The organism is Streptomyces sp. NPDC096310 (assembly GCF_044763125.1).
Lineage (GTDB): Bacteria > Actinomycetota > Actinomycetes > Streptomycetales > Streptomycetaceae > Streptomyces.
This window is the reverse complement of sequence record NZ_JBIWFO010000003.1, coordinates 505,654-525,926: the sequence shown is the minus strand read 5'-3', so window position 1 is coordinate 525,926 and position 20,273 is coordinate 505,654. Positions and strand designations below refer to the sequence as shown.

Here is a 20,273-nt window from a genome sequence, read left to right as displayed (position 1 = left end):
GCGGCACAGGACGGCACAGGACAGCGCGGGGGCGCCCGCGAGGACGTTTCACGGCGGGGCGGGCGCCCCGTACCAACCGGTCTCAGTGGCCGGAGGTACGGGGCACCCGCCCCGCCCTCATCCCCGCGCCCAGGGCGACGGCGAGCGCGGCCAGCGCCCCGCCGAGCCCGAACGCCCCGGCGACCTCGTGGCGGTCCACGGCCAGGCCGCCGAGGAGCGCGCCGAGGGCTATGGCGGCGTTGAAGACCCCGGTGAAGAGCGCGGAGCCCGCCTCCCGGTGGTCAGGAACCACCGTCATCAGCCAGCTCTGGGCGCTGACCGGCACCCCGCCGTACGCCGCGCCCCACACCAGCAGCAGCGCCACGGCGCCGACCGGGGAACCGCCCGCCGGAACGGTCAGCAGGACCGTCGTGGCCAGCAGCGCCGCGAGACCGAGCAGCGCCCGGCGCGGGGCGCGGGCGGCGGCCACGCCCGCCAGGAAGGTGCCCGCGAGCGCGGCGGCCCCGTACCCCAGCAGCAGCCCGCTGACCGGCCCGGGGCCGATCCCTTCCACCCGCTCCAGGGCCGGGCGCACATAGGTGTACGCGGCGAAGTGCCCGGCGACCAGCAGCCCGGCCGCCACCAGGACGGCCCGTACGCCCGGGACCCGGAGCAGCCCCGCGACCTCGCGCAGCCGGACCGCCTCCCGGGCGGGCAGCGGCGGCAGCACCGCGAGCAGCACGGCGGCCCCGACGGCCAGCACCGCCATCGCGCCGAACGCCCAGCGCCACCCGACGAGACCTCCCATCAGTGTCCCCGCGGGCACCCCCAGCACGGATGCCACCGCGGTCCCGCTGAAGATCACAGCGGTGGCCCGCCCCACCGCGGCGCCGCCGACGAGCCGCCCGGCGAGCCCGGCCGCGATCGCCCAGACACCTCCGACGCAGACCCCGACCAGGGCGCGCGCCGCCAGCAGCACCCCGAAGGCGGGCGCGAGCGCGGAGAGCACATTGGCGGCGGCGAGCAGGAGCAGCAGCGTACGGAGCACGGTCCGCCGGTCGGCGCGGCGCGCGGCGACCGGCAGCAGGGGCGCGGCGAGCGCCGCGACCAGCCCTGGCAGGGTGATGGCGAGCCCGGCCGTGCCGTCGGACGCCCCCAGCCCCCGCCCGAGGGGGGTGAGCAGCCCGACGGGCAGCATCTCCGTGGTGACGACACAGCAGGTGGCGGCGGCGACGGCGAGGACGGACGGGGGTAACGCGCTCCTGTCCGGGGGCTGTCGGGTGTCCTGTTCCTTTCGACGCATAGGACAAGCGTTCGCCCGGGGTCGCGCCGGATCAACACCCGGGCGCCCCTGACCTCCCGGGAAGGGGCCGGGCGGCCCCTTATGCCACGGCGTCTCCCGTACCGGCCGTGGAAGGATGACTCCACACGTCACATACCGAGGAGATGAACCGGGTGCCTGGCACAAATCTGACCCGCGAAGAGGCGCAGCGGCGCGCGCGCCTCCTCAGCGTTGACTCGTACGGGATCGACCTCGATCTCAGCGGCGCACAGGAGGGCGGCACCTTCCGGTCCGTGACCACCGTGCGGTTCCGCAGCGCGGAGGCGGGGGCGGAGACCTTCATCGATCTGGTGGCGCCCGCCGTGCACGAGGTCGTGCTGAACGGCGCCGCGCTGGACGCCGCCGAGGTCTTCGCGGACTCGCGGATCGCGCTCAAGGAGCTGCACGAGGGTCCGAACGAGCTGACGGTCGTCGCGGAGTGCGCGTACACCAACACGGGTGAAGGGCTGCACCGTTTCGTCGACCCGGTCGACGAGCAGGCGTACCTCTACACGCAGTTCGAGGTGCCGGACGCGCGCCGCGTCTTCGCCTCCTTCGAGCAGCCGGACCTGAAGGCGACCTTCCAGTTCACCGTGAAGGCACCCGAGGGCTGGACCGTCGTCTCCAACTCGCCGACTCCGGAGCCCAAGGACCACCTCTGGGTCTTCGAGCCGACGCCGCGCATCTCGACGTACATCACCGCGCTGATCGCCGGCCCGTACCACTCGGTGCACAGCTCGTACGAGAAGGACGGGCGGTCCGTGCCGCTGGGCATCTACTGCCGGCCCTCGCTCGCGGAGTACCTGGACTCGGACGCGATCTTCGAGGTCACGCGGCAGGGCTTCGCCTGGTTCCAGGAGAAGTTCGACTACGCGTACCCCTTCGCCAAGTACGACCAGCTCTTCGTGCCGGAGTTCAACGCGGGCGCGATGGAGAACGCGGGCGCGGTGACCATCCGCGACCAGTACGTCTTCCGCTCGAAGGTCACGGACGCCGCGTACGAGACGCGGGCCGAGACGATCCTGCACGAGCTGGCGCACATGTGGTTCGGCGACCTGGTCACCATGGAGTGGTGGAACGACCTGTGGCTGAACGAGTCGTTCGCCACGTACACGTCGATCGCCTGCCTGGCGTACGCGCCGGACTCGCGGTGGCCGCAGTCCTGGACGACGTTCGCCAACTCCATGAAGACCTGGGCGTACCGGCAGGACCAGCTTCCCTCCACGCACCCGATCATGGCGGAGATCCGCGATCTGGACGACGTGCTCGTCAACTTCGACGGCATCACGTACGCCAAGGGCGCCTCCGTGCTGAAGCAGCTCGTCGCGTACGTCGGGCAGGACGAGTTCTTCAAGGGCGTGCAGGCGTACTTCAAGGCGCACGCCTTCGGCAACACGCGCCTGTCGGACCTGCTGGGCGCGCTGGAGGAGACCTCAGGGCGTGATCTGAAGACCTGGTCGAAGGCGTGGCTGGAGACGGCCGGCATCAACGTCCTGCGCCCGGAGATCGAGCTGGACGAGGCGGGCAACGTCGCCTCGCTGGCGGTACGGCAGGAGGCCCCGGCTCTCCCGGCCGGCGCCAAGGGGGAGCCGACGCTGCGCCCGCACCGGATCGCGGTCGGCTGCTACGACCTGGACGCGGACGGCAAGCTCGTCCGTACGAGCCGGATCGAGCTGGACGTCGACGGCGAGCGTACGGAGGTGCCGTTCCCGGCGGACACCCCGCGCCCGGCCGTGATCCTGCTCAACGACGACGACCTGTCGTACGCGAAGGTCCGGCTCGACGAGGAGTCGCTGCGCGTGGTCACCGAGCACCTGGGGGACTTCACGCAGTCGCTGCCGCGCGCGCTGTGCTGGGCGTCGGCGTGGGACATGACGCGCGACGGCGAGCTGGCCACCCGCGACTACCTGGCGCTCGTGCTGTCCGGTATCGCGAAGGAGTCGGACATCGGCGTCGTCCAGTCGCTGCACCGCCAGGTGAAGCTGGCCCTCGACCTGTACGCGGCGCCCGCGTGGCGCGAGGCGGGGCTGACGCGGTGGACGGAGGCGACGCTGGCGCACCTCAGGGCGGCGGAGCCGGGCGGCGACCACCAGCTCGCGTGGGCGCGGGCGTTCGCGGCGACCGCCCGTACGCCGCACCAGCTCGACCTGTTGCAGGGCCTGCTGGACGGTACGGAGTCGGTCGAGGGCCTGGCCGTCGACACCGAGCTGCGCTGGGCGTTCGTCCAGCGGCTGGCGGCGGTCGGACTCCACGACGAGGAGGAGATCGCGGCGGAGTACGAGCGCGACCGCACGGCGGCCGGCGAACGCCACGCGGCCGCCGCCCGCTCGGCCCGGCCGCTGGCCGAGGCCAAGGCTGAGGCGTGGGCGTCGGTGGTGGAGAGCGACAAGCTGCCCAACTCCCTTCAGGAGGCGGTGATCGGCGGCTTCGTCCAGACCGACCAGCGCGAGCTGCTGGCGCCGTACGCGGAGAAGTACTTCGCGGCGGTCGCCGGCGTCTGGGAGTCGCGCTCGCACGAGATGGCCCAGCAGGTCGCGATCGGCCTCTACCCGGCGATCCAGGTGGCCCAGGAGACCCTGGACGCGACGGACGCCTGGCTCGCCTCGGCGGGCCCGAACGCGGCGCTGCGCCGGCTGATCTCGGAGTCCCGCTCGGGCGTGGAACGCGCACTGCGGGCCCAGGCGGCGGACGAGGCGGCGGGGGCGTAGCCGGCTCACGCCGGGGCTTGTGGCCTTGAGCTGAGCCCGGTCGCCGCCTGCGGGCGGCGACCGGGTCCCCCTCCGGGGCACGCCCGGGACTGCGCGATGCAACGGCGCGTGCCGACGCTTTCAGGCCCGGCCTCGACCGCTGATCCTGGGCGTCGCCGGCCCACCGAGATCATTGCCTGGCGGGCCGGCGCATCGGTGCCCTGCCCCCGTTTCAGAAGCAGATCACGATCTTTCCGCGTGTACGTCCGCGCTCGGCCTGCGCGTGGGCGTCGGCGATCCGCTCCAGGGGGTAGGTCTGTTCGATACGGGGTGTGTAGCGGCCCTGCCGGCCCAGTTCCGCGGCCGCGGACAGGAGGGTGGAGTCGTTCTCCGCGTTGACCACATGCGTGCCCAGGCGCTGCCCGCCCGCGTGGTCGGCGACCGTCGCGACGCGCGCCGGGTCGCCCGTGATCGCGACGAGGTCGTCCAGGGAACCGGAGGCCGCGGTGTCGAGCGTGATGTCGATGCCGTGCGGCGCGAGGGCGGAGAGGCGCTGTGCGAGGCCGGGGCCGTAGGTGGTGGGAACGGCGCCGAGAGAGGCGAGGAACTCGTGGTTGTGTTCGCCGGCTGTCCCGATCACCGTGGCACCCTGTGCCACAGCGATCTCGACCGCCGCGCTGCCCACGCCTCCGGCGGCGCCCTCGACGAGAAGGGTGCACCCCGCCAGGGAGCCGAGTGCGTTCAGGCCACGCATCGCGGTCACGGACGCGAGACCGGCGCCCGCGGCCTGCTCGTCGTTCCACGTGGCGGGGGCGTGGGCCCAGGCCGAGAGGATGACCAGCTCCGCGGTCGCGCCGGTGACACCGCACAGCCCGAAGACGCGGTCGCCGATGCTCACCCCCCGCACTCCGTCACCGATCCGGTCGCTCCGCGGCCTGGAGCGGAACGGGTTCGTGTCACGCACGGTGTACGCCGACCCGAAACTGCGGGTGGAGTACACGCTGACACCGCTGGGCCGCAGCGTGCTGGAGCCGCTGGCCGCGACGTGCCGTTGGACGGCCGAGCACTGGGACGAGCTGCTCGACGCCCGTGAGGGCGCCGAGGGCGGCATCTCCTCCATCGGCTGACTCGAACCCGCGTTGGCGCGGGCCGGCCCATCCGGTGGGTGTGGTGCCGGGCACCCCACCTGAGCTGCGGCAGGTGCGAATCCGAAGCGTCTTCGTGGAACCGATTCGCTGAGACAGAACCCGGACATGCGCGGGATCATTTCAGGATCGACCCGGCCCTAGTGTCATCGGTGTCAGCAGGAAACACCGCAACCGACAGCCGCTGGAGATCAAGATGCGTTCGCGTCTCGCCGCCCGTTCCGCCCGCCTCGTACTCGCCGCCGCCGCCGTAACGGCCCTCGCCGCCACGACCACCGCGTGCGGCCCCGAGGAAGACGGCGCCGCGGCCGCGACCTCCTCCTCCACCGAATCCGCCACCTCCGGCAGCGGCGGTGACAGCTCCGCCACGGGCGGCTCCAGCGACTCCGGCTCGGACGCGGCCTCGGGCTCGAACGCCTCCTCCGGTTCCAAGGACTCCGGCTCCACCGGCTCGGCCGCGGGCTCCAGCGACAACGGCAAGGACGGCTACGGTCAGTCCTGCGGCACCAACGACCTGGACTTCAAGGTCACCTCGGAGACCCAGGCCGGCGGCTACTACCTCCTCACCGTCTCCGCCAAGTCCGGCATCACCTGCTACCTCGACCCCAACACCCCCAGCGTGTCCTTCGGTTCGAAGGCCGAAGGGGTCGCCTCCCCGGTCGGACAGGGCGGCGAGGACCCCATCAAGCTCAGCGGCTCCACCGTCGCCTACGCCGGTATCAACCCCAAGACCACCAACGCCGACTCCGGTGTGGAGTTCGAGGACGTCATCGTCGCCACCTCCGAGGAGGACGAGAACCCCGTCTCGCTGAAGCTCCCCGAGCCCGCCGTGGTCGACAAGCCGATCGTCACCAACTGGGACGACGAGATCTCCGGCGCCGTGCCGCGCATCATCTGAGGCGACCCGAGGACGGCCCGGAGGCGGCCCGGTCCCGGCCGGCATCGCGGGCCGTCCCCGCCTCCAGCACCCACCCAGTTCAACTCCCGGGCTGGGTATGCGAGATGATCCCGCCGTGAAAAAGCTGCGTACCACTGACCCCACCAATCTCGGCCCTCACACGATTCTCGGACGTATCGGCGCCGGAGGCATGGGGCAGGTCTACCTCGGACGTTCGCCGGGGGGCCGACTGCTCGCGATGAAGGTGGTCAGGGACGACTTCGCCGAGTCCGCCGACGTACTGGCCCGGTTCCGTCGCGAGGTGGAGACCGTGGGACGGGTGCGCAGCGCGTACACGGCGGCGCTGGTCGACTGCGAGATCGACGCGCGCCCCTACTGGCTGGCGACGGAGTACGTGCCGGGGCCCACGCTCGGCGCGGCCGTACAGTCGCAGCGGCCCGGCGGGCTGCCGGCCCGGTTCTGTCTGCTGCTGCTCGCCGCTCTCGCCGAAGCGCTGGCGGATGTGCACGCGCGCGGGGTCAGCCACCGCGACCTGAAACCGCAGAACGTCATCCTGTCGGCCGACGGTCCCCGGCTGATCGACTTCGGCATCGCCCGTACGACGGACCAGACCGCGCTGACCCAGCTCGGGCAGACGGTGGGCAGCCTCGGGTACACCGCGCCCGAGGTGATGGCCGACAACCAGGTCGGCCCGGCGGCGGACGTGTTCGCCCTCGGGGCCACCCTGGCGTACGTGGCGACCGGGCGCGGCCCCTTCGGGGAGAACGCGGCCGGGGTGGTGTACCGCACCCTCCACGGGGAGATCGACCTCGACGGCGTCGATCCGGTGCTCGCGGAGCTGATCACCGCGTGCGTCGAGGTGAACCCCGAGCGGCGGCCGGACCCGGCGGAGATCATCCGGCGGTGCGACGTACGGTCCGCGCTGACCGACGACCCCGTCTACCGGCAGCTCGTCACCGATCCGCACAGCGCCACCCCGATGGTCGTGGACGGCGGCGCGCCGGGCCAGGTCTCCCCGGACGCACCGCGTTACCCGCACGAGGCGGCGACGGTCGCCGCCGCTCCCCGGACGCTCCTCGCCCCGCCGCCGCCCGCCCCCGCGCCGCCCGCCGGTAACGCCGGACGGCGGGCCGCCCTGGTCTCGGCGGGGATCGCCGCGCTGGTGGCGGTCGTCGGGGCGGTCCTGCTCGTGGTCCAGCCCGGCTGGGGCGAGAACGACTCCACCGACCTGGCCGGACCGGCGCCGTCCAGCCCGGTCCCGTCCGCCGTGGAGCTGACGCCGGAGGCGCCCGCCGAGCCGGAGGGCGCGGTGACCGGGATGGCGTCCAAGTGTCTCCATGTCGCCAACTCCGACACGGAGAACGGCGCCGTACTGCAACTGTGGACGTGCAACGACACCGACGCCCAGCACTGGAAGGTGCTCGGCGGGGGCGCGCTCCAGGCGCTGGGCAAGTGCATGGACGTGGAGTGGAGCGGTACGGAGAACAACACGCCCATACGGCTGTGGGACTGCAACGGCAGCGCGGCGCAGCAGTGGGAGAGCCAGGGCGACGGGACGCTCAGGAACGTGGGTTCCGGCCGCTGTCTGGACCTGACCGACGGGGTCACGGAGAACGGCACGCCGCTCATCCTCTTCGACTGCCACGCCACCGAGAACCAGATCTGGCGGCTGCCCCGGTAGCCCCCGGCCGCCGGCCCGGGACGCGCGAAGGCGCCGCCCGGGCACCGGTCCGTGGTGCGGGCGACGCCTTCGGAGGCGCAAGCGTCAGGCGTGCTGCTTACGGGACTTGTCGAGGACCATCACCAGACCGGCGATGACACCGAAGATCACCAGCGGCGCGACCACGAAGAGGCCGAGGGTCTCGACCACACTCAGGCCCGGGCCGGGGTCGTCGCCGTCGTCGCGCGTGAGCGCGAGGGCCGGGGACGTCATGAGCAGCATCATCAGCGTCGTACCGGCTGCCAGGGCGCCGGCGCGCAGAGTGTTCTTCTTGTCCACGGTGCAAACGTAGCGAACGCCCCGGAGCCCCGCGCGGGCGGGGTGCCGTACGGCACGACATGGCCGCCGCGCGCGGGGTTCAGCCGTGCCGCAGCACCTCCGCCAGCCGGTGCAGGCGCGGCGAGGCGACCAGATCCTCCAGCGCCATCGGGCGGCCCCGCGCATCCGCGACGGGCAGCCGCCAGTTGGGGTACTGGTCCCAGGTGCCCGGCAGGTTCTGCGGGCGGCGGTCGCCCACCGCGTCCGGCAGCCAGACCCCGACCATCCGCGCCGGGGTGCGCAGCAGGAAGCGGTAGACGGCGCGGACGGCCTCCTCCTCGTCGCCGTCGCCGCCGGGCAGCAGTCCGAGCCGGGTGAGGCAGCCGAGCCACTCGGCGACCTCCGCGTGGTCCTCGCACTGCTCCTGCTCCAGCGGGCGGGTGAGCAGACCGAGGCGGTGGCGCAGCTCCACGTGCTCGCCGGTGAGCCGCGCGGCCGTGGACGGCAGGTCATGGGTGGTGGCGGTGGCCACGCACCCCTCGCGCCAGCTCTCGGGCGGCAGCGGGCGCCCCGTACCGTCCCAGTCCCGCTCGAACCAGAGCACCGATGTGCCGAGCACACCGTGCCGCTCCAGCGCCTCGCGTACGCCGGGCTCGACGGTGCCCAGGTCCTCCCCTATGACCACGGCGCCCGTCCGGTGTGCCTCCAGGGCGAGGACGGCGAGCATCGCCTCGGCGTCGTAGCGTACGTACGTGCCGTGCGTGGGCGGCCGCCCCTCCGGCACCCACCAGAGCCGGAACAGCCCCATGACATGGTCGATCCGCAGCGCCCCGGCGTGCCTCAGCAGGCCCTGGAGCAGTCCCCGGTACGGGGCGTAGCCGGACGCGGCCAGGACGTCCGGGCGCCACGGGGGCAGCCCCCAGTCCTGGCCGAGCGCGTTGAAGGCGTCCGGCGGGGCGCCGACGGAGATGCCCTCGGCGAAGGCGTCCTGCTGCGCCCAGGCGTCGGCGCCGTCGGGGTGCACCCCGACGGCGAGGTCGTGGACGATCCCGACGGCCATTCCGGCCTCGCGGGCGGCCCGTGAGGCGTCGGCGAGCTGTCCGTCCGTGAGCCAGGCGAGGCGGCAGTGGAAGTCGATGCGGTCGAGCAGCCGGGCCCGCGCGGCGGAGGTCCCGGCGGAGCGCGGGTCGCGCAGCTCCTCGGGCCAGTCGCGCCACCGGGAGCCGTGCACCTCGGCGAGGGCGCACCAGGTGGCGTGGTCCTCCAGGGCGCGGCCCTGGGCGGCGAGGAAGTCGCAGTAGTCGGCGTGACGGCCGGGGCCGAGCGGGACGCGGTCCAGGATCTCCAGGGCGGCGCGCTTCAGCTCCCACACGGCGTCGCGGTCGAGCAGCTCGCCGTACCCACCGCTCTCTTTGCCGGCCCCCTCGCCCTTGCCGAGGACGCCCTCGCGCAGCGCCGCGGCCTTCTCCACCAGCGCGTCCAGCCGCTCCCGGTCCGGGCCCTGGACGTACGCGTACTCCGGTACGGCCTCGATCCGCAGATGGACCGGGTCGGGGAAGCGGCGCGAGGAGGGGCGGTACGGGGAGGGGTCGGTGGGCGCGCCGGGTACGGCGGCGTGCAGCGGGTTGATCTGGACGAATCCGGCGCCGAGGGAGCGGCCCGACCAGGTGGCCAGTTCGGCGAGGTCGCCGAGGTCGCCCATGCCCCAGGAGCGGGCGGAGAGGAGCGAGTAGAGCTGGACCAGGAAGCCGTGTGTACGGGCGGGGGGCTGCGGCACCCGGTCGGGCGCGACGACGAGGACGGCCTGTTCCGTACGGCCGTCGGGGGCCTCGGCGCAGAGCCGGTGGACGCCGAGCGGCAGCCGGGCCCACGCGGAGGGCGTGGTGGGGACGCGGGCGGCGGGTACGGGGGCCACGCAGGGCAGTTCGACCGTCTCGCCCCGCGCGCTCTGCCAGTACTCGACGTCCACGCGGAGCACCGAGCCCGCCGGGAGCGCCGTCAGGGCTGCGGGGAGCGGCCGGCCCGTGCCCTCGGTGGCGCGGACGCCTTCCGCGACGGCGGGTCCGGCTCCGGTTCCGGCGCCGGGTCGGGTTCCCGGTCCGGCTCCGTCGGGCGGGCTCCAGAGCACCAGCGTGGGCGGCAGCAGACGGCTCGCGGCGGCGGACTCGGCGCGGCCCAGGGCGGCGCTCACCGCCGCGGGCGTGGACGCGTCGACGCCCAGCGCGGCGAGCACGGCGACGACGGTGTCGTCGGGTACCGGGGTATCGGTGCCCGGTGAGGGCGCGTGCCCGGTGGCGACACCGTGCAGCTCGGCGAGCCTGGCCAAGCCCATACGGACTCCTTCAGAAGGTCAGACCCCTGGGGACTCCGTACCGCCGGCGGTGCCGGGCGCGGTCGGTTCGCTGGTCAGGGGGGCGGTGTCGGCGAGGGGAGGCTCGCTGGTGAGGGGGGCCGCGTCGGCGAGCGGGGGCTCGCTGGTGAGGGGGCCCGCGACGACAGCGGCGAGGGGAGGCTCGCTGGTCAGCGGCGCGGGCTCGGTCTGTTTGGAAAGGGCGGAGAGCAGGAGCTGTGCGGATGCGGCCATGACGGCGCCTCCTGAGGATGGGAGAACAGGACACCGCAGCCCTACCCAGCGGGCGGGACCGCAGACGTCCACCCCCCGTAAACGTGTGTTGAGTCACGTTCTGTTCCCCGAACTCACCGGCCGGACCGGCCGTATTCCCCGCCGAGGTCGCTCAGGACCGCGTGCCACGTTGGTCATGATTACCACAACGGGCAAATGCGACACAGTGGCCGCGCGCGGTGGCACCCTCACAGACGGGTGGTGGGTCGCCGCCGCCCGAACCGGGGGACGGCGCGGTTGCCGGGCGCACTCCCGGGGGACGGTGACGGAGCGGCGTCGCGGACCCGCGGCAGGGCCTCGCCGGGGCCGGGCAGCGGTACCGGCGGTATTGAGGAGCAGCAGGAGGGAAGCCAGGCATGCGGCTCGGGCACAGGAGGGGAACGGCGACCGCCGTGGCCGTCGCCGTGATCGGCGGCCTTCTCGGAGCCGCGCCGAGCGCGCAGGCCGCCCCGAGGGACCCGGCGCGCCCGGCGGCCTCCTCACCCGACCGGGTGAATCAGCAGGCGTTACCAGCCGTCTGGCCCCGGCCGCAGACGATCCGGGCCGCAGGCCGGACCGTCACCCTCGCGGATGGGGCCACGGTCGTCGCGGGCGCGGGAGCCGACCCGTACGCGGTGCGGGAGCTGGCGGCGGTGCTGCGCTCCGCCGGGGTCCGCGCCGTACACACCGTGCCGGCGTCCGGTGGCGCCCCCGGGAGAGGTCCCGTCGTCCTCGCGGGCGGCGCGGGCGCCCGCGCAGCGCTCGACGCGCTGCGCGCCCCGGAGCAGGCCGACATCCCGTCCGGCGGCTACCGGCTCGCGGTGGGCACCGTCGGGGGCCGGGGCACCGTCGCCCTGGACGGCATCGGCGACGACGGCCTCTTCCACGCTGCCCAGACCCTGCGCCAGCTCCTCACCCGGCCCACGGGCAACAAGCGGCCCGCTGTCCCCGGGGTGGTGGTACGCGACTGGCCGGGCACAGCCGTACGCGGTACGGCCGAGGCGTTCTACGGGCGCCCATGGAGCCACGCGCGGCGGCTCGCACAGCTCGGCTTCATGGCGCGCACCAAGCAGAACCGCTACCTGTACGCGCCCGGCGACGACCCGTACCGCCAGGCGCGCTGGCGCGACCCCTACCCCACGGCGGAGCGCGCCCGGTTCCGCGAACTGGCGGAGCGCGCCCGGCGGGGCCATGTCACGCTCGCCTGGGCCGTCTCCCCGGGCCAGTCGCTGTGCATGGCCTCGGAGCGGGACCTCGGGGCGCTGAACCGCAAGATCGACGCGATGTGGGCGCTGGGGGTGCGCGCCTTCCAGCTCCAGTTCCAGGACGTCAGCTACAGCGAGTGGCACTGCCGCGCCGACGCGGCGACGTTCGGCCGCGGCCCCGGTGCCGCGGCCCGGGCGCAGGCCCGTGTGGCGAACGCGGTGGCCGCCCGGCTGGCGCGGCTCCACCCGGGCGCCGAACGGCTCACGGTGATGCCGACCGAGTACTACCAGGACGGTGCGACGGCCTACCGCACGGCGCTCGCCGGGGCGCTCGCCCCTTCCGTCCAGGTGGCGTGGACGGGCGTCGGGGTCGTACCGCGTACGATCACCGGCCGTGAGCTGAGGACCGCGCGGGCCGCCTTCAAGCACCCGATGGTCACCCTGGACAACTATCCGGTCAACGACTACGCGCAGGACCGGCTCTTCCTCGGCCCGTACACCGGCCGGGAACCGGCGGTCGCCACCGGTTCGGCCGCGCTGCTCGCCAACGCGATGGAACAGGCGACGGCGTCCCGTATCCCGCTGTTCACGGCGGCCGACTACGCGTGGAACCCGCGCGGCTACCGGCCCCAGGAGTCCTGGCGCGCCGCCGTCGCGGACCTCGCGGGCGGCGACGGCCGGGCCCGCGCGGCGCTGGGCGTCCTGGTGGGCAACGGCGCCTCGTCCGTCCTCAGCCCGTCGGAGTCCGCGTATCTGCGGCCGCTGCTGACCGCGTTCGGGGACTCCCGTACGACCACGGACGCCACGACCCGCACGGCGGCGGCGACCGCGCTGCGGGCCGCGTTCACCGCGATGCGCGAGGTCCCCGAACGGCTCTCCGGCACGGCAGGGGGGCTGCTGGAGGACGAGGTACGGCCCTGGCTCGACCAGCTCGCGCGGTACGGCGAGGCGGGCGAACTGGCCGTGGACATGCTGACCGCGCAGGACCGTGGCGACGGGGCGGGCGCCTGGCGGGCCTCGGTGAGGCTGGCGCCGCTGCGCGCGTCGGCGAAGGCGGGCGGGGCGACCGTCGGCACCGGCGTGCTGGACGCCTTCCTGGACCGGGCGGTCGCGGAGTCGTCGGCCTGGACCGGCGCGGACCGTGCGAAGGGCAGGCCGGTCACGGAGGACACCGCCGGGGGCGGCAGGCGGACGTACACCGTCAGCGTGGGGCGGCCCCGGCCCGTCGAGGCGCTGCACACGATGACCGCGCCGGGCACCGGAACGGGCGCGACCGTCGAGGCGCATGTGCCGGGGCGGGGCTGGCGGGCGCTGGGACCGCTGTCGCCGAGCGGCTGGACGGAGAGCGACGGCGGGGCACTCAAGGGGCTCCGGGTGGACGCGGTACGGATCGTCTGGCCCGACGGCCGCGGCGGTCCCGACGGCCCCGGCGGCCGCGGCGGTCCCGGCGCGGGGAAGCCACCGTCCGCGATCGCGTTCGCCCCCTGGTTCGCGGACGGGCCGCGGGCCCGTCTGGCGCTGGCCCGGGGCGAGGCGGACGCGCAGATCGGCGGGGCCCCCGAGCGGGTGGAGGCCCGGCTGACGGCGCTGCGGCCCGGCGCGGTGAAGAGCGCCCTCAAGGCGAAGGCGCCGTCCGGCATCCGGGTGAAGGCCCCGAAGGAGACGACGGTGCCGCGAGGCTCCCGTACGACCGTCCCTCTGGAGGTCAGCGTCCCGAAGGGCACCCCGGTCGGCACCTATGAGGTCCCGCTCACCTTCGCGGGCCAGGAACGCACCCTGACGGTACGCGCCTCCCCCGCCACCGGCGGCCCGGACCTCGCCCGCACGTCCACCGCGACGTCCTCCGGCGACGAGACACCCGACTTCCCCGCGTCAGGGGCGGTGGACGGCGACCCGACGACACGCTGGTCCTCCCCCGCGCGGAACGACGCCTGGCTCCAACTGCGCCTGGCCCGCCCGGCCCACGTCGGCCGGGTGGTCCTGCACTGGCAGGAGGCGTACGCGAGCCGCTACCGCGTCCAGGTCTCCCAGGACGGCCGCACCTGGCGTACGGCGGCGACGGTCAAGGACGGCAGAGGCGGCCGCGAGGGGGTCGGCCTGGACGCGAAGGACACGCGATACCTCCGCATCCAGGGCGGGACACGGGCCACGCGGTACGGATACTCACTGTTCTCAGTCGAGATCTACGGGGTGCTGCTCTCTTAGGGCTCTGTTCGCCTCCGGAGCGCCTGGTGGCCGCGGCCGGAGGCCACTGATGAGTACAGCAAGCACCCTGGAGGCGAACCGAGCCCTCACACAAGAAAGGAATCAATGCGGGCTACCGCGTCCTCCGCTCCGTACGGTTGCAGATACGGCATCCAGCGCGGGTCCCGGTGGCCGGTGCCGATGATGCGCCAGGCCAGGCCGGAGGGCGGGGCGGGCTGGTGGTTGAGCCGCCAGCCGAGTTCTCGCAGGTGGCGGTCTGCTTTGACGTGGTTGCAGCGGCGGCATGCGGCCACCACGTTGTCCCACACGTGCTGTCCGCCGCGGCTGCGTGGGATGACGTGGTCGACGCTGGTCGCGACGCCACCGCAGTACATGCAGCGTCCGCCGTCGCGGGCGAAGAGCGCACGGCGGGTGAGTGGGACGGGGCCCCGGTAGGGCACGCGTACGAAGCGCTTGAGCCGTACGACGCTGGGTGCGGGGATGACGCGGGTCTCGCTGTGCATATAGGCGCCGGATTCCTCTAGGCAGAGGGCCTTGTTCTCCAGAACGAGGACGAGCGCGCGGCGGAGCGGTACGACGCCGAGCGGCTCGTACGACGCGTTGAGGACCAGGACATGCGGCACGGATGCCTCCTTGTACGCCGGCGGCACGTGGCTCGCGCCGGGACGATCTGCTCTCAGTCTCCCCTCATGCCTGGTCGAAACGCCACCACGTCCAGGTAACGGGCTCGGAGTGTTTTCCGCCACCAAAGAGGCGGCACCGTTCGCCCCGGGCCTCACAAGGGCCGTACAGGGGCACGACAGGGCCTACGTGAGGAGTGTCTCTCCGCCGTGCGGAGCGCCGGACGGGCCACGTTGCCCCGTTAGTGTGGTTGGCACCGCCGTACACCTGTCGTGGCCGCCGCGCATCCGGTCGGCCGCATCTGGAGGTTTTCTGTCGTGTCCTGGTCCGCCCCGCTGGCAGCCGGTTCCGCGTCCGACCCCGTCACTCTCGACGAGGCGGCGGACCGGGCGACCGACGCGGCGAGCTGGATCGAGGAGAACTGGGCCACCTGGCTGAGCATCGGTCTGCGGATGACGCTGATCCTGGTGATCGCGCTGGTGCTGCGCCATGTGATCCGCCGGGCGCTGACCAAGCTCATAGACCGGATGAACCGCAGTGTCCAGACGGTGGAGGGCACCGCTCTGGGCGGGCTGCTGGTCAACGCCGAGCGGCGCAGGCAGCGGTCGGAGGCCATCGGCTCGGTGCTGCGGTCGGTCACCTCGTTCCTGATCCTGGGGACGGCGGCGCTGATGATGCTCGGCGCGCTGAGCATCAATCTGGCGCCGCTGCTGGCGTCCGCCGGGGTCGCGGGGGTGGCGCTGGGCTTCGGTGCGCGGAATCTGGTGACCGACTTCCTGTCCGGCGTCTTCATGATCCTGGAGGACCAGTACGGGGTCGGGGACACGATCGACGCCGGGGTGGCCTCCGGCGAGGTGATCGAGGTCGGGCTGCGGGTCACGAAGCTGCGGGGCGACAACGGCGAGATCTGGTACGTGCGCAACGGTGAGGTGAAGCGGATCGGCAACCTCAGCCAGGGCTGGGCCACGGCCGCCGTCGATGTGATGGTCAGGCCGTCGGAGGACCTGGAGCGGGTCCGTACGGTGATCAACCAGGTCGCCGAGAAGCTCGCCAAGGACGATCCGTGGAACGAGCGGCTGTGGGGCCCGGTGGAGGTGCTGGGTCTGGACTCGGTGCTGCTGGACTCGGTGACGGTGCGGGTCTCCGCGAAGACCATGCCCGGTCAGGCGGTCGGGGTGGAGCGCGAGCTGCGCTGGCGGATCAAGCTGGCCTTCGACGAGGCGGGCATCCGGATCGTCGGCGGGCTCCCGGCCGCTGTCGAGCAGGAGTCGGCGCCGGACCCGGCGGCGGGTGTGGCGGCCCCCTCGGCCCTGGCGAGCCCGACGTCCCCGCAGTCCCTGGCGGCGTCGCCGATCGTGCCGCCGCCGAACCTGGCCAAGTGAGCCGCGCGTACCGGGGGTACGAGGAGTACCAGGGGTACGACGGGTACGACGGGTATCGGGGCAAGAAGCCGGGTAGCTCGGCTGTGCGTCACCCGTACGCGTACGAACTGGCGTGAAGGGGAACCGATCTCCGGGCTCCGGCGTATTCATGGTGGGGAGACCGGCGGCTGCGGCGGGCACTTCAGGCATCAAGATCCAGTGAGCTCTTGCGCAGTTGTCGGTACCTGCGGCCATACTGCTGGCCGAGAGCTGTCCCCCGACCCGCAGGGGGCGGGCCGCCGTCGTCCTTGACCGAGGGGGAGGTCACGTGACATACCCGCCGAATGTGCGCACAGCGCCACCGTCGGCTCCGCAGCATGCGCCGGCGCGGCCGCCGGAGGAGCCGGGTGCGGCGCAGCCTCCCGCGCCGCGTGCGGCGTGGTGGGAGACGACGGACCGGCTGCGCGCCGCGGCGACGACGGAGCCCGGACGGCTGAGGATCATCGGAGCGGCTCTGGCGCTGCTGGTGGTGGCGTTCGGGGCGGTGACGGCGTGGGAGATCACCGACCGGCACACCGCCGCCGGTGACGTGGTGAGCCGCAGTCAGCCGCTGAGCGCGGACGCGGCGAACATCTACCGTTCGCTGGCGGACGCCGACACGGCCGCGGCGAGCGGTTTCCTGGCGGGTGCCCAGGAGCCCGCCGAGGTGCAGAAGCGGTACCGGGACGACATCGCGACGGCGTCCGGGCTGCTGATCACGGCGGCGACGCACACGGACAGCGAGAGCGAGTCCGGCCGGCAGATAAGGACGCTCAACGAAGGACTGCCGCGCTACACCGGGCTGGTGGAGCGGGCCCGCGCCAACAACCGGCAGGGGCTGCCCCTGGGCGGCGCCTATCTGCGGTACGCCAACGAGCAGATGACCAAGGAGCTGCTGCCCGCCGCCGAGAAGCTGTACGCGGCGGAGACGGACCGGCTCGCGCGGGACAACGACGCGGCCCGGCTGTGGCCGTTCGTCTCGCTGGCGGTCGGTGTCGTGGCGCTCGGGGTGCTCGTGTGGGCGCAGCGGCGCAACTACCGTCGGACGAACCGGGTCTTCAACCATGGTCTGCTCGCGGCCACCGCGGGGGCCACGGTGCTGCTGCTGTGGCTGGCCGCCGGCCAGAGCGTCGCGCGTGCCGAGCTGGACAACGCCCAGAAGCAGGGCCAGGAGTCGCTGAAGGTCCTCAACGACGCGAGGATCAACTCCCTGAAGGCGCGCGCGAACGAGAATCTGACTCTGGTCGCGCGGGGCGCGGTCCTGACGGCCGACGGCAAGCACGACAAGTACGAGACGGACTACGCGACGGGCATGGACAAGCTCAGTACCGCTCTCGGTGAGGCCAGGAAGCTCGCCGACAACAGCGCGGGCGGCAGACCGGTGGACGAGGCGATCTCGGCGGTCACGCAGTGGCGCGAACGCCACAAGTCGGTCAGTGAGACGGACCGTTCGGGTGACTACGGGACAGCGGTGGACAAGGTCATCGGCGGCGACGGTTCGACGGGGCAGTCCTTCGACCGGGTCGACGAGGCGCTGGGGGCGGCGGTGGCGCAGGAGCAGAAGGAGTTCAAGGATTCCGCCTCGGACGGCAGGGGCGCGCTGACAGGGCTGGCGACCGGCGCGGGGGTGCTGGCCCTGGTGGCGGCGGTGGGCGCGATCCTGGGCATGGGCCGCAGGCTTTCGGAGTACCGGTGAGAGGGGGAGGGATGACTTCCAGGGACAGGCTCCGCCGGTTCCGCGGGGCGCGCGGTCCCCGGCCGTTCGCCGGGTTGCGCGGCTGGGGCGGCGTCTCGGCGATGGCGGGCGCCTGTGTGCTGACGGCGTCGCTCACCCTGCTTCCGCTGTCCCACTCCGTAGCGGAACGTCAGGAGGACGGCCCGCAGCGGACGGCGACGGCCGTTCCCGCGGCCACGGCAGCGGAGTGCCAGGAGCCGGAGCGCAGCGTTCCGGCGTCGGGCGACGACGGCCCGTCCATCCGGCGGATCAAGGCGCGCGAGAACCAGAAGCTGATCATCGGTGTGGACCAGAACAGCTACCAGTGGGGCTATCTCAACCCGGACACCAAGGAGCCGCAGGGCTTCGACATCGATCTCGCCCGTGCCATAGCCAAGGACATCCTCGGCAGCGAGAAGGACGTCATCTTCCGCGCCATCCCCACCAACCAGCGGGTCGCCGCGCTGGACAACGGCACGGTCGACCTGGTCGTCAGGACGATGACGATCACCTGTGACCGGATCAAGCAGGTCGCGTTCTCCACGGCCTACTTCCAGACGGGTCAGCAGGTGCTCGCCCCCAAGGGCTCGACGATCACCGGGTTCAACAGGTCCCTGTCCGGCAAGCGGGTCTGCACGGCCGACGGGTCGACGGCGTACAAGGCGCTGGAACAGAAGGCGTACGGCGCGATATTCAAGGACGCCCATGACGGAACGGCGCTGGACGAGGACCGGTTGACGGTGCCCAACCAGCTCGACTGCCTGGTGAGGCTCCAGCTCGGCGAGGTCGACGCGGTGGTGACGGACAACGCCCTGGCGGCCGGTCAGGCCGCGCAGGACCCGGCGGTCGAGCTGGTCGGGAAGCCGCTGGCCCCGGAGTACTACGGGGTGGCGGCCAAGCTCGGCAACGAGGATCTGGTGGCCCGGGTGAACAACGTGCTGGACGGGTATCGCGCCGGTGGGGCCAACAGCCGCTGGATGCTCGCGTACGACAAGTGGCTGAAGGCGGCCCTGCCGGGCATCACCGCCCCGCCGGAGGCCAAGTACAAGAACGGCTGACGGTCCCGGGCACCACGGGGCGGCACCGGAGAACGGCACCGGAGAACGGCATCGGAGAGCGGCCGGGCGGCAGGCAGCAGGCGGCACGGCGGCGTACAGCGGAGCGGAGAGGTGATCGATGGGCGGCACGGGCTCCTTTCCCGACGCGACGGGAAGGCCACCGGGACCGGTGATGGACCGGGACGAGGTGGACCGTGCCCTGGCGCGCCTCGAAGCGGAGCACGAGGCGATCGAGACCTCGCTCCTCGCCCTCCAGGACCACGCGGGGCGCCGCCTTCTCGAAGGGGCCGAGCTGACCGGGGTCACCAAGGACCGCTGGGCGACCGCCGAGAGCGCGATCACGCTGCTCTGGTCGTACTTCGACAGCTACTCGGCCGCGCTGACCGGCGCCCGTGAGGCGCGGGCCCGGCGGCGCTGGCCGAGCCGCGACGACCTGGTGGAGCTGACGGAGACACTGCGCGGCCGGGGGGTCACCGTCGCGGGCCCCGCCCGGCCACTGCCGCGGCTCACCGGCCCGGCCAGGCTCTCCGAGCACTTCACGCTCGCCGAACTGGTGACGCGGATGAACGAGTTGTACGCGAGTTCGCTGGACATGGTCGTGGCCGCGGACTCCGTATGGTCGGCGCTGCCCGCCCGGATCGACCTGCTCTCCGCGGAGTTGCAGCGCACCCGCTCGCTGGCGCACTCCGTCGGCGTACGGCCCGGGGAGCATCCGGCGGGCGACGACCTGGAGTCGATCACCCATGAGCTGTCCACGCTGCGCGCCCGGGTGATCTCCGATCCGCTGGCCTTCTGGCGGCCCGCGCCGGGCAGTTCGGCCCCGGGCGGCGGCCGTCCCGACACCGAGCGCTACGACCGGGCGGCCCGTGCGCTGGAGGACGTACGGAGCGAGATCGAGGCGGTGCTGCGGGTGCGCCAGGACTCGGAGGAGCGGCTGATGCGGCTGCGCGACGTACTGTCGCGGGCCGACCGTACGCTCACCGAGGCGCGCGCGGCCCGCGGTGAGGTGCTGGCGAAGATCGCCGCGTCCGAGGTGCCCGCGGTGAGCGGCCCGCCGACCGTGCTCCACGAACGGCTGACGACGGCCGCCGAGTACCGCAGGCATGCCCAGTGGCACCGGCTCTCGCCGCTGCTGGAGTCGCTGGAGCGGGACGCCGAGGACGAACTGCTGCGGGCCCGCGCCTCCCTGACCGCCGTCACGGCGCCGCTCGCGGTCCGCGCCGAGCTGCGCGGCCGGCTGGACGCGTACAAGGCCAAGGTCGCCCGGCACGGCATGGCCGAGGACCCGCTCCTGGTGGAGCGGTACGACGCGGCGCGCCGGATGCTGTGGAGCGCGCCCTGCGATCTGCGCGTCGCCGAGGAGGCCGTGCTGCGCTACCAGCGGGCAGCGGCGGACGTCCTCGTCCCCGGCCCGCCGGGACCCGCCGATCGCGGGGGTGGGGCGTGAGGGCGAACGGCTC

At 73.4% G+C, this 20,273-nt stretch carries 14 protein-coding genes and 1 pseudogene; 9 read left to right on the top strand and 6 right to left on the bottom strand.

Annotated elements, in window-relative coordinates; translation table 11 throughout:
- Positions 1-82: 82 nt before the first annotated feature.
- Positions 83-1,282 carry an MFS transporter gene (locus ACIQ7D_RS10715; RefSeq protein WP_403935927.1) on the bottom strand — a complete coding sequence of 400 codons (1,200 nt, stop codon included), beginning with the start codon at positions 1,280-1,282 and terminating at the stop codon, positions 83-85.
- Positions 1,283-1,434: 152 nt separating this feature from the next.
- Here ACIQ7D_RS10715 and pepN point away from each other — a divergent pair, with 152 nt between their 5' ends.
- Positions 1,435-4,008 (top strand): aminopeptidase N, encoded by a 2,574-nt coding sequence (pepN, locus tag ACIQ7D_RS10710; protein ID WP_403935925.1) that lies wholly within the window; start codon positions 1,435-1,437, stop codon positions 4,006-4,008.
- Positions 4,009-4,219: 211 nt separating this feature from the next.
- Here the strand turns inward: pepN and ACIQ7D_RS10705 are convergent.
- Positions 4,220-4,912: pseudogene (locus tag ACIQ7D_RS10705) on the bottom strand (zinc-binding dehydrogenase); the annotation flags it as partial.
- 28 nt (positions 4,913-4,940) lie between these two features.
- On the opposite strand from ACIQ7D_RS10705, the gene ACIQ7D_RS10700 reads away from it, so the two are divergent.
- The 3 genes from ACIQ7D_RS10700 to ACIQ7D_RS10690 all read left to right on the top strand — a co-directional run bounded on the left by ACIQ7D_RS10700 (position 4,941) and on the right by ACIQ7D_RS10690 (position 7,711).
- The gene (locus tag ACIQ7D_RS10700; protein WP_403935923.1) at positions 4,941-5,114 is read left to right on the top strand and encodes a winged helix-turn-helix transcriptional regulator; all 174 of its coding nucleotides are present in this window, start codon (positions 4,941-4,943) and stop codon (positions 5,112-5,114) included.
- 214 nt (positions 5,115-5,328) lie between these two features.
- Positions 5,329-6,030: a hypothetical protein gene (locus ACIQ7D_RS10695; RefSeq protein ID WP_403935921.1), complete on the top strand. Its 702-nt coding sequence runs from the start codon at positions 5,329-5,331 to the stop codon at positions 6,028-6,030.
- Positions 6,031-6,145: 115 nt separating this feature from the next.
- The gene (locus tag ACIQ7D_RS10690; RefSeq protein ID WP_403935919.1) at positions 6,146-7,711 is read left to right on the top strand and encodes a ricin-type beta-trefoil lectin domain protein; all 1,566 of its coding nucleotides are present in this window, start codon (positions 6,146-6,148) and stop codon (positions 7,709-7,711) included.
- An 84-nt stretch (positions 7,712-7,795) separates the two neighbouring features.
- Here the strand turns inward: ACIQ7D_RS10690 and ACIQ7D_RS10685 are convergent, their stop codons facing one another.
- From ACIQ7D_RS10685 to ACIQ7D_RS10675, 3 genes are all read right to left on the bottom strand, one after another.
- Positions 7,796-8,029, bottom strand: coding sequence for a hypothetical protein (locus ACIQ7D_RS10685; protein ID WP_384909868.1), 234 nt, complete (start codon positions 8,027-8,029; stop codon positions 7,796-7,798).
- A 79-nt stretch (positions 8,030-8,108) separates the two neighbouring features.
- The gene (gene malQ, locus ACIQ7D_RS10680; protein WP_403935916.1) at positions 8,109-10,340 is read right to left on the bottom strand and encodes a 4-alpha-glucanotransferase; all 2,232 of its coding nucleotides are present in this window, start codon (positions 10,338-10,340) and stop codon (positions 8,109-8,111) included.
- Between the two features lie 18 nt (positions 10,341-10,358).
- Complete coding sequence (locus tag ACIQ7D_RS10675) at positions 10,359-10,592, bottom strand: hypothetical protein (RefSeq protein ID WP_329827063.1); 234 nt, start codon at positions 10,590-10,592, stop codon at positions 10,359-10,361.
- A 395-nt stretch (positions 10,593-10,987) separates the two neighbouring features.
- Here ACIQ7D_RS10675 and ACIQ7D_RS10670 point away from each other — a divergent pair, with 395 nt between their 5' ends.
- The gene (locus ACIQ7D_RS10670; protein ID WP_403935914.1) at positions 10,988-14,020 is read left to right on the top strand and encodes a beta-N-acetylglucosaminidase domain-containing protein; all 3,033 of its coding nucleotides are present in this window, start codon (positions 10,988-10,990) and stop codon (positions 14,018-14,020) included.
- 86 nt (positions 14,021-14,106) lie between these two features.
- On the opposite strand, the gene ACIQ7D_RS10665 is transcribed toward ACIQ7D_RS10670, so the two are convergent.
- Positions 14,107-14,643, bottom strand: a complete 537-nt coding sequence (locus ACIQ7D_RS10665; RefSeq protein ID WP_384909881.1) for an HNH endonuclease — start codon at positions 14,641-14,643, stop codon at positions 14,107-14,109.
- Between the two features lie 315 nt (positions 14,644-14,958).
- On the opposite strand from ACIQ7D_RS10665, the gene ACIQ7D_RS10660 reads away from it, so the two are divergent.
- The 4 genes from ACIQ7D_RS10660 (at position 14,959) to ACIQ7D_RS10645 (ending at position 20,260) form a co-directional block, all read left to right on the top strand.
- Positions 14,959-16,023, top strand: a complete 1,065-nt coding sequence (locus ACIQ7D_RS10660) for a mechanosensitive ion channel family protein (protein ID WP_403935911.1) — start codon at positions 14,959-14,961, stop codon at positions 16,021-16,023.
- A gap of 325 nt (positions 16,024-16,348) precedes the next feature.
- Complete coding sequence (locus ACIQ7D_RS10655) at positions 16,349-17,737, top strand: hypothetical protein (protein WP_403935909.1); 1,389 nt, start codon at positions 16,349-16,351, stop codon at positions 17,735-17,737.
- 11 nt (positions 17,738-17,748) lie between these two features.
- A complete protein-coding gene (locus tag ACIQ7D_RS10650) occupies positions 17,749-18,813 on the top strand; it encodes a glutamate ABC transporter substrate-binding protein (protein ID WP_403935907.1) in 1,065 nt (354 codons plus the stop codon).
- A 118-nt stretch (positions 18,814-18,931) separates the two neighbouring features.
- A complete protein-coding gene (locus ACIQ7D_RS10645; protein WP_403935905.1) occupies positions 18,932-20,260 on the top strand; it encodes a hypothetical protein in 1,329 nt (442 codons plus the stop codon).
- Positions 20,261-20,273: the final 13 nt, after the last annotated feature.

Bases quoted from the DNA above. Each gene is read 5' to 3' on its own strand.
- ACIQ7D_RS10715 (WP_403935927.1), bottom strand. From the start codon at position 1,282: ATGCGTCGAAAGGAACAGGACACCCGACAGCCCCCGGACAGGAGCGCG.
- ACIQ7D_RS10695 (WP_403935921.1), top strand. From the start codon at position 5,329: ATGCGTTCGCGTCTCGCCGCCCGTTCCGCCCGCCTCGTACTCGCCGCC.
- malQ (WP_403935916.1), bottom strand. From the start codon at position 10,340: ATGGGCTTGGCCAGGCTCGCCGAGCTGCACGGTGTCGCCACCGGGCAC.
- ACIQ7D_RS10675 (WP_329827063.1), bottom strand. From the start codon at position 10,592: ATGGCCGCATCCGCACAGCTCCTGCTCTCCGCCCTTTCCAAACAGACC.
- ACIQ7D_RS10670 (WP_403935914.1), top strand. From the start codon at position 10,988: ATGCGGCTCGGGCACAGGAGGGGAACGGCGACCGCCGTGGCCGTCGCC.
- ACIQ7D_RS10650 (WP_403935907.1), top strand. From the start codon at position 17,749: ATGACTTCCAGGGACAGGCTCCGCCGGTTCCGCGGGGCGCGCGGTCCC.
- ACIQ7D_RS10645 (WP_403935905.1), top strand. From the start codon at position 18,932: ATGGGCGGCACGGGCTCCTTTCCCGACGCGACGGGAAGGCCACCGGGA.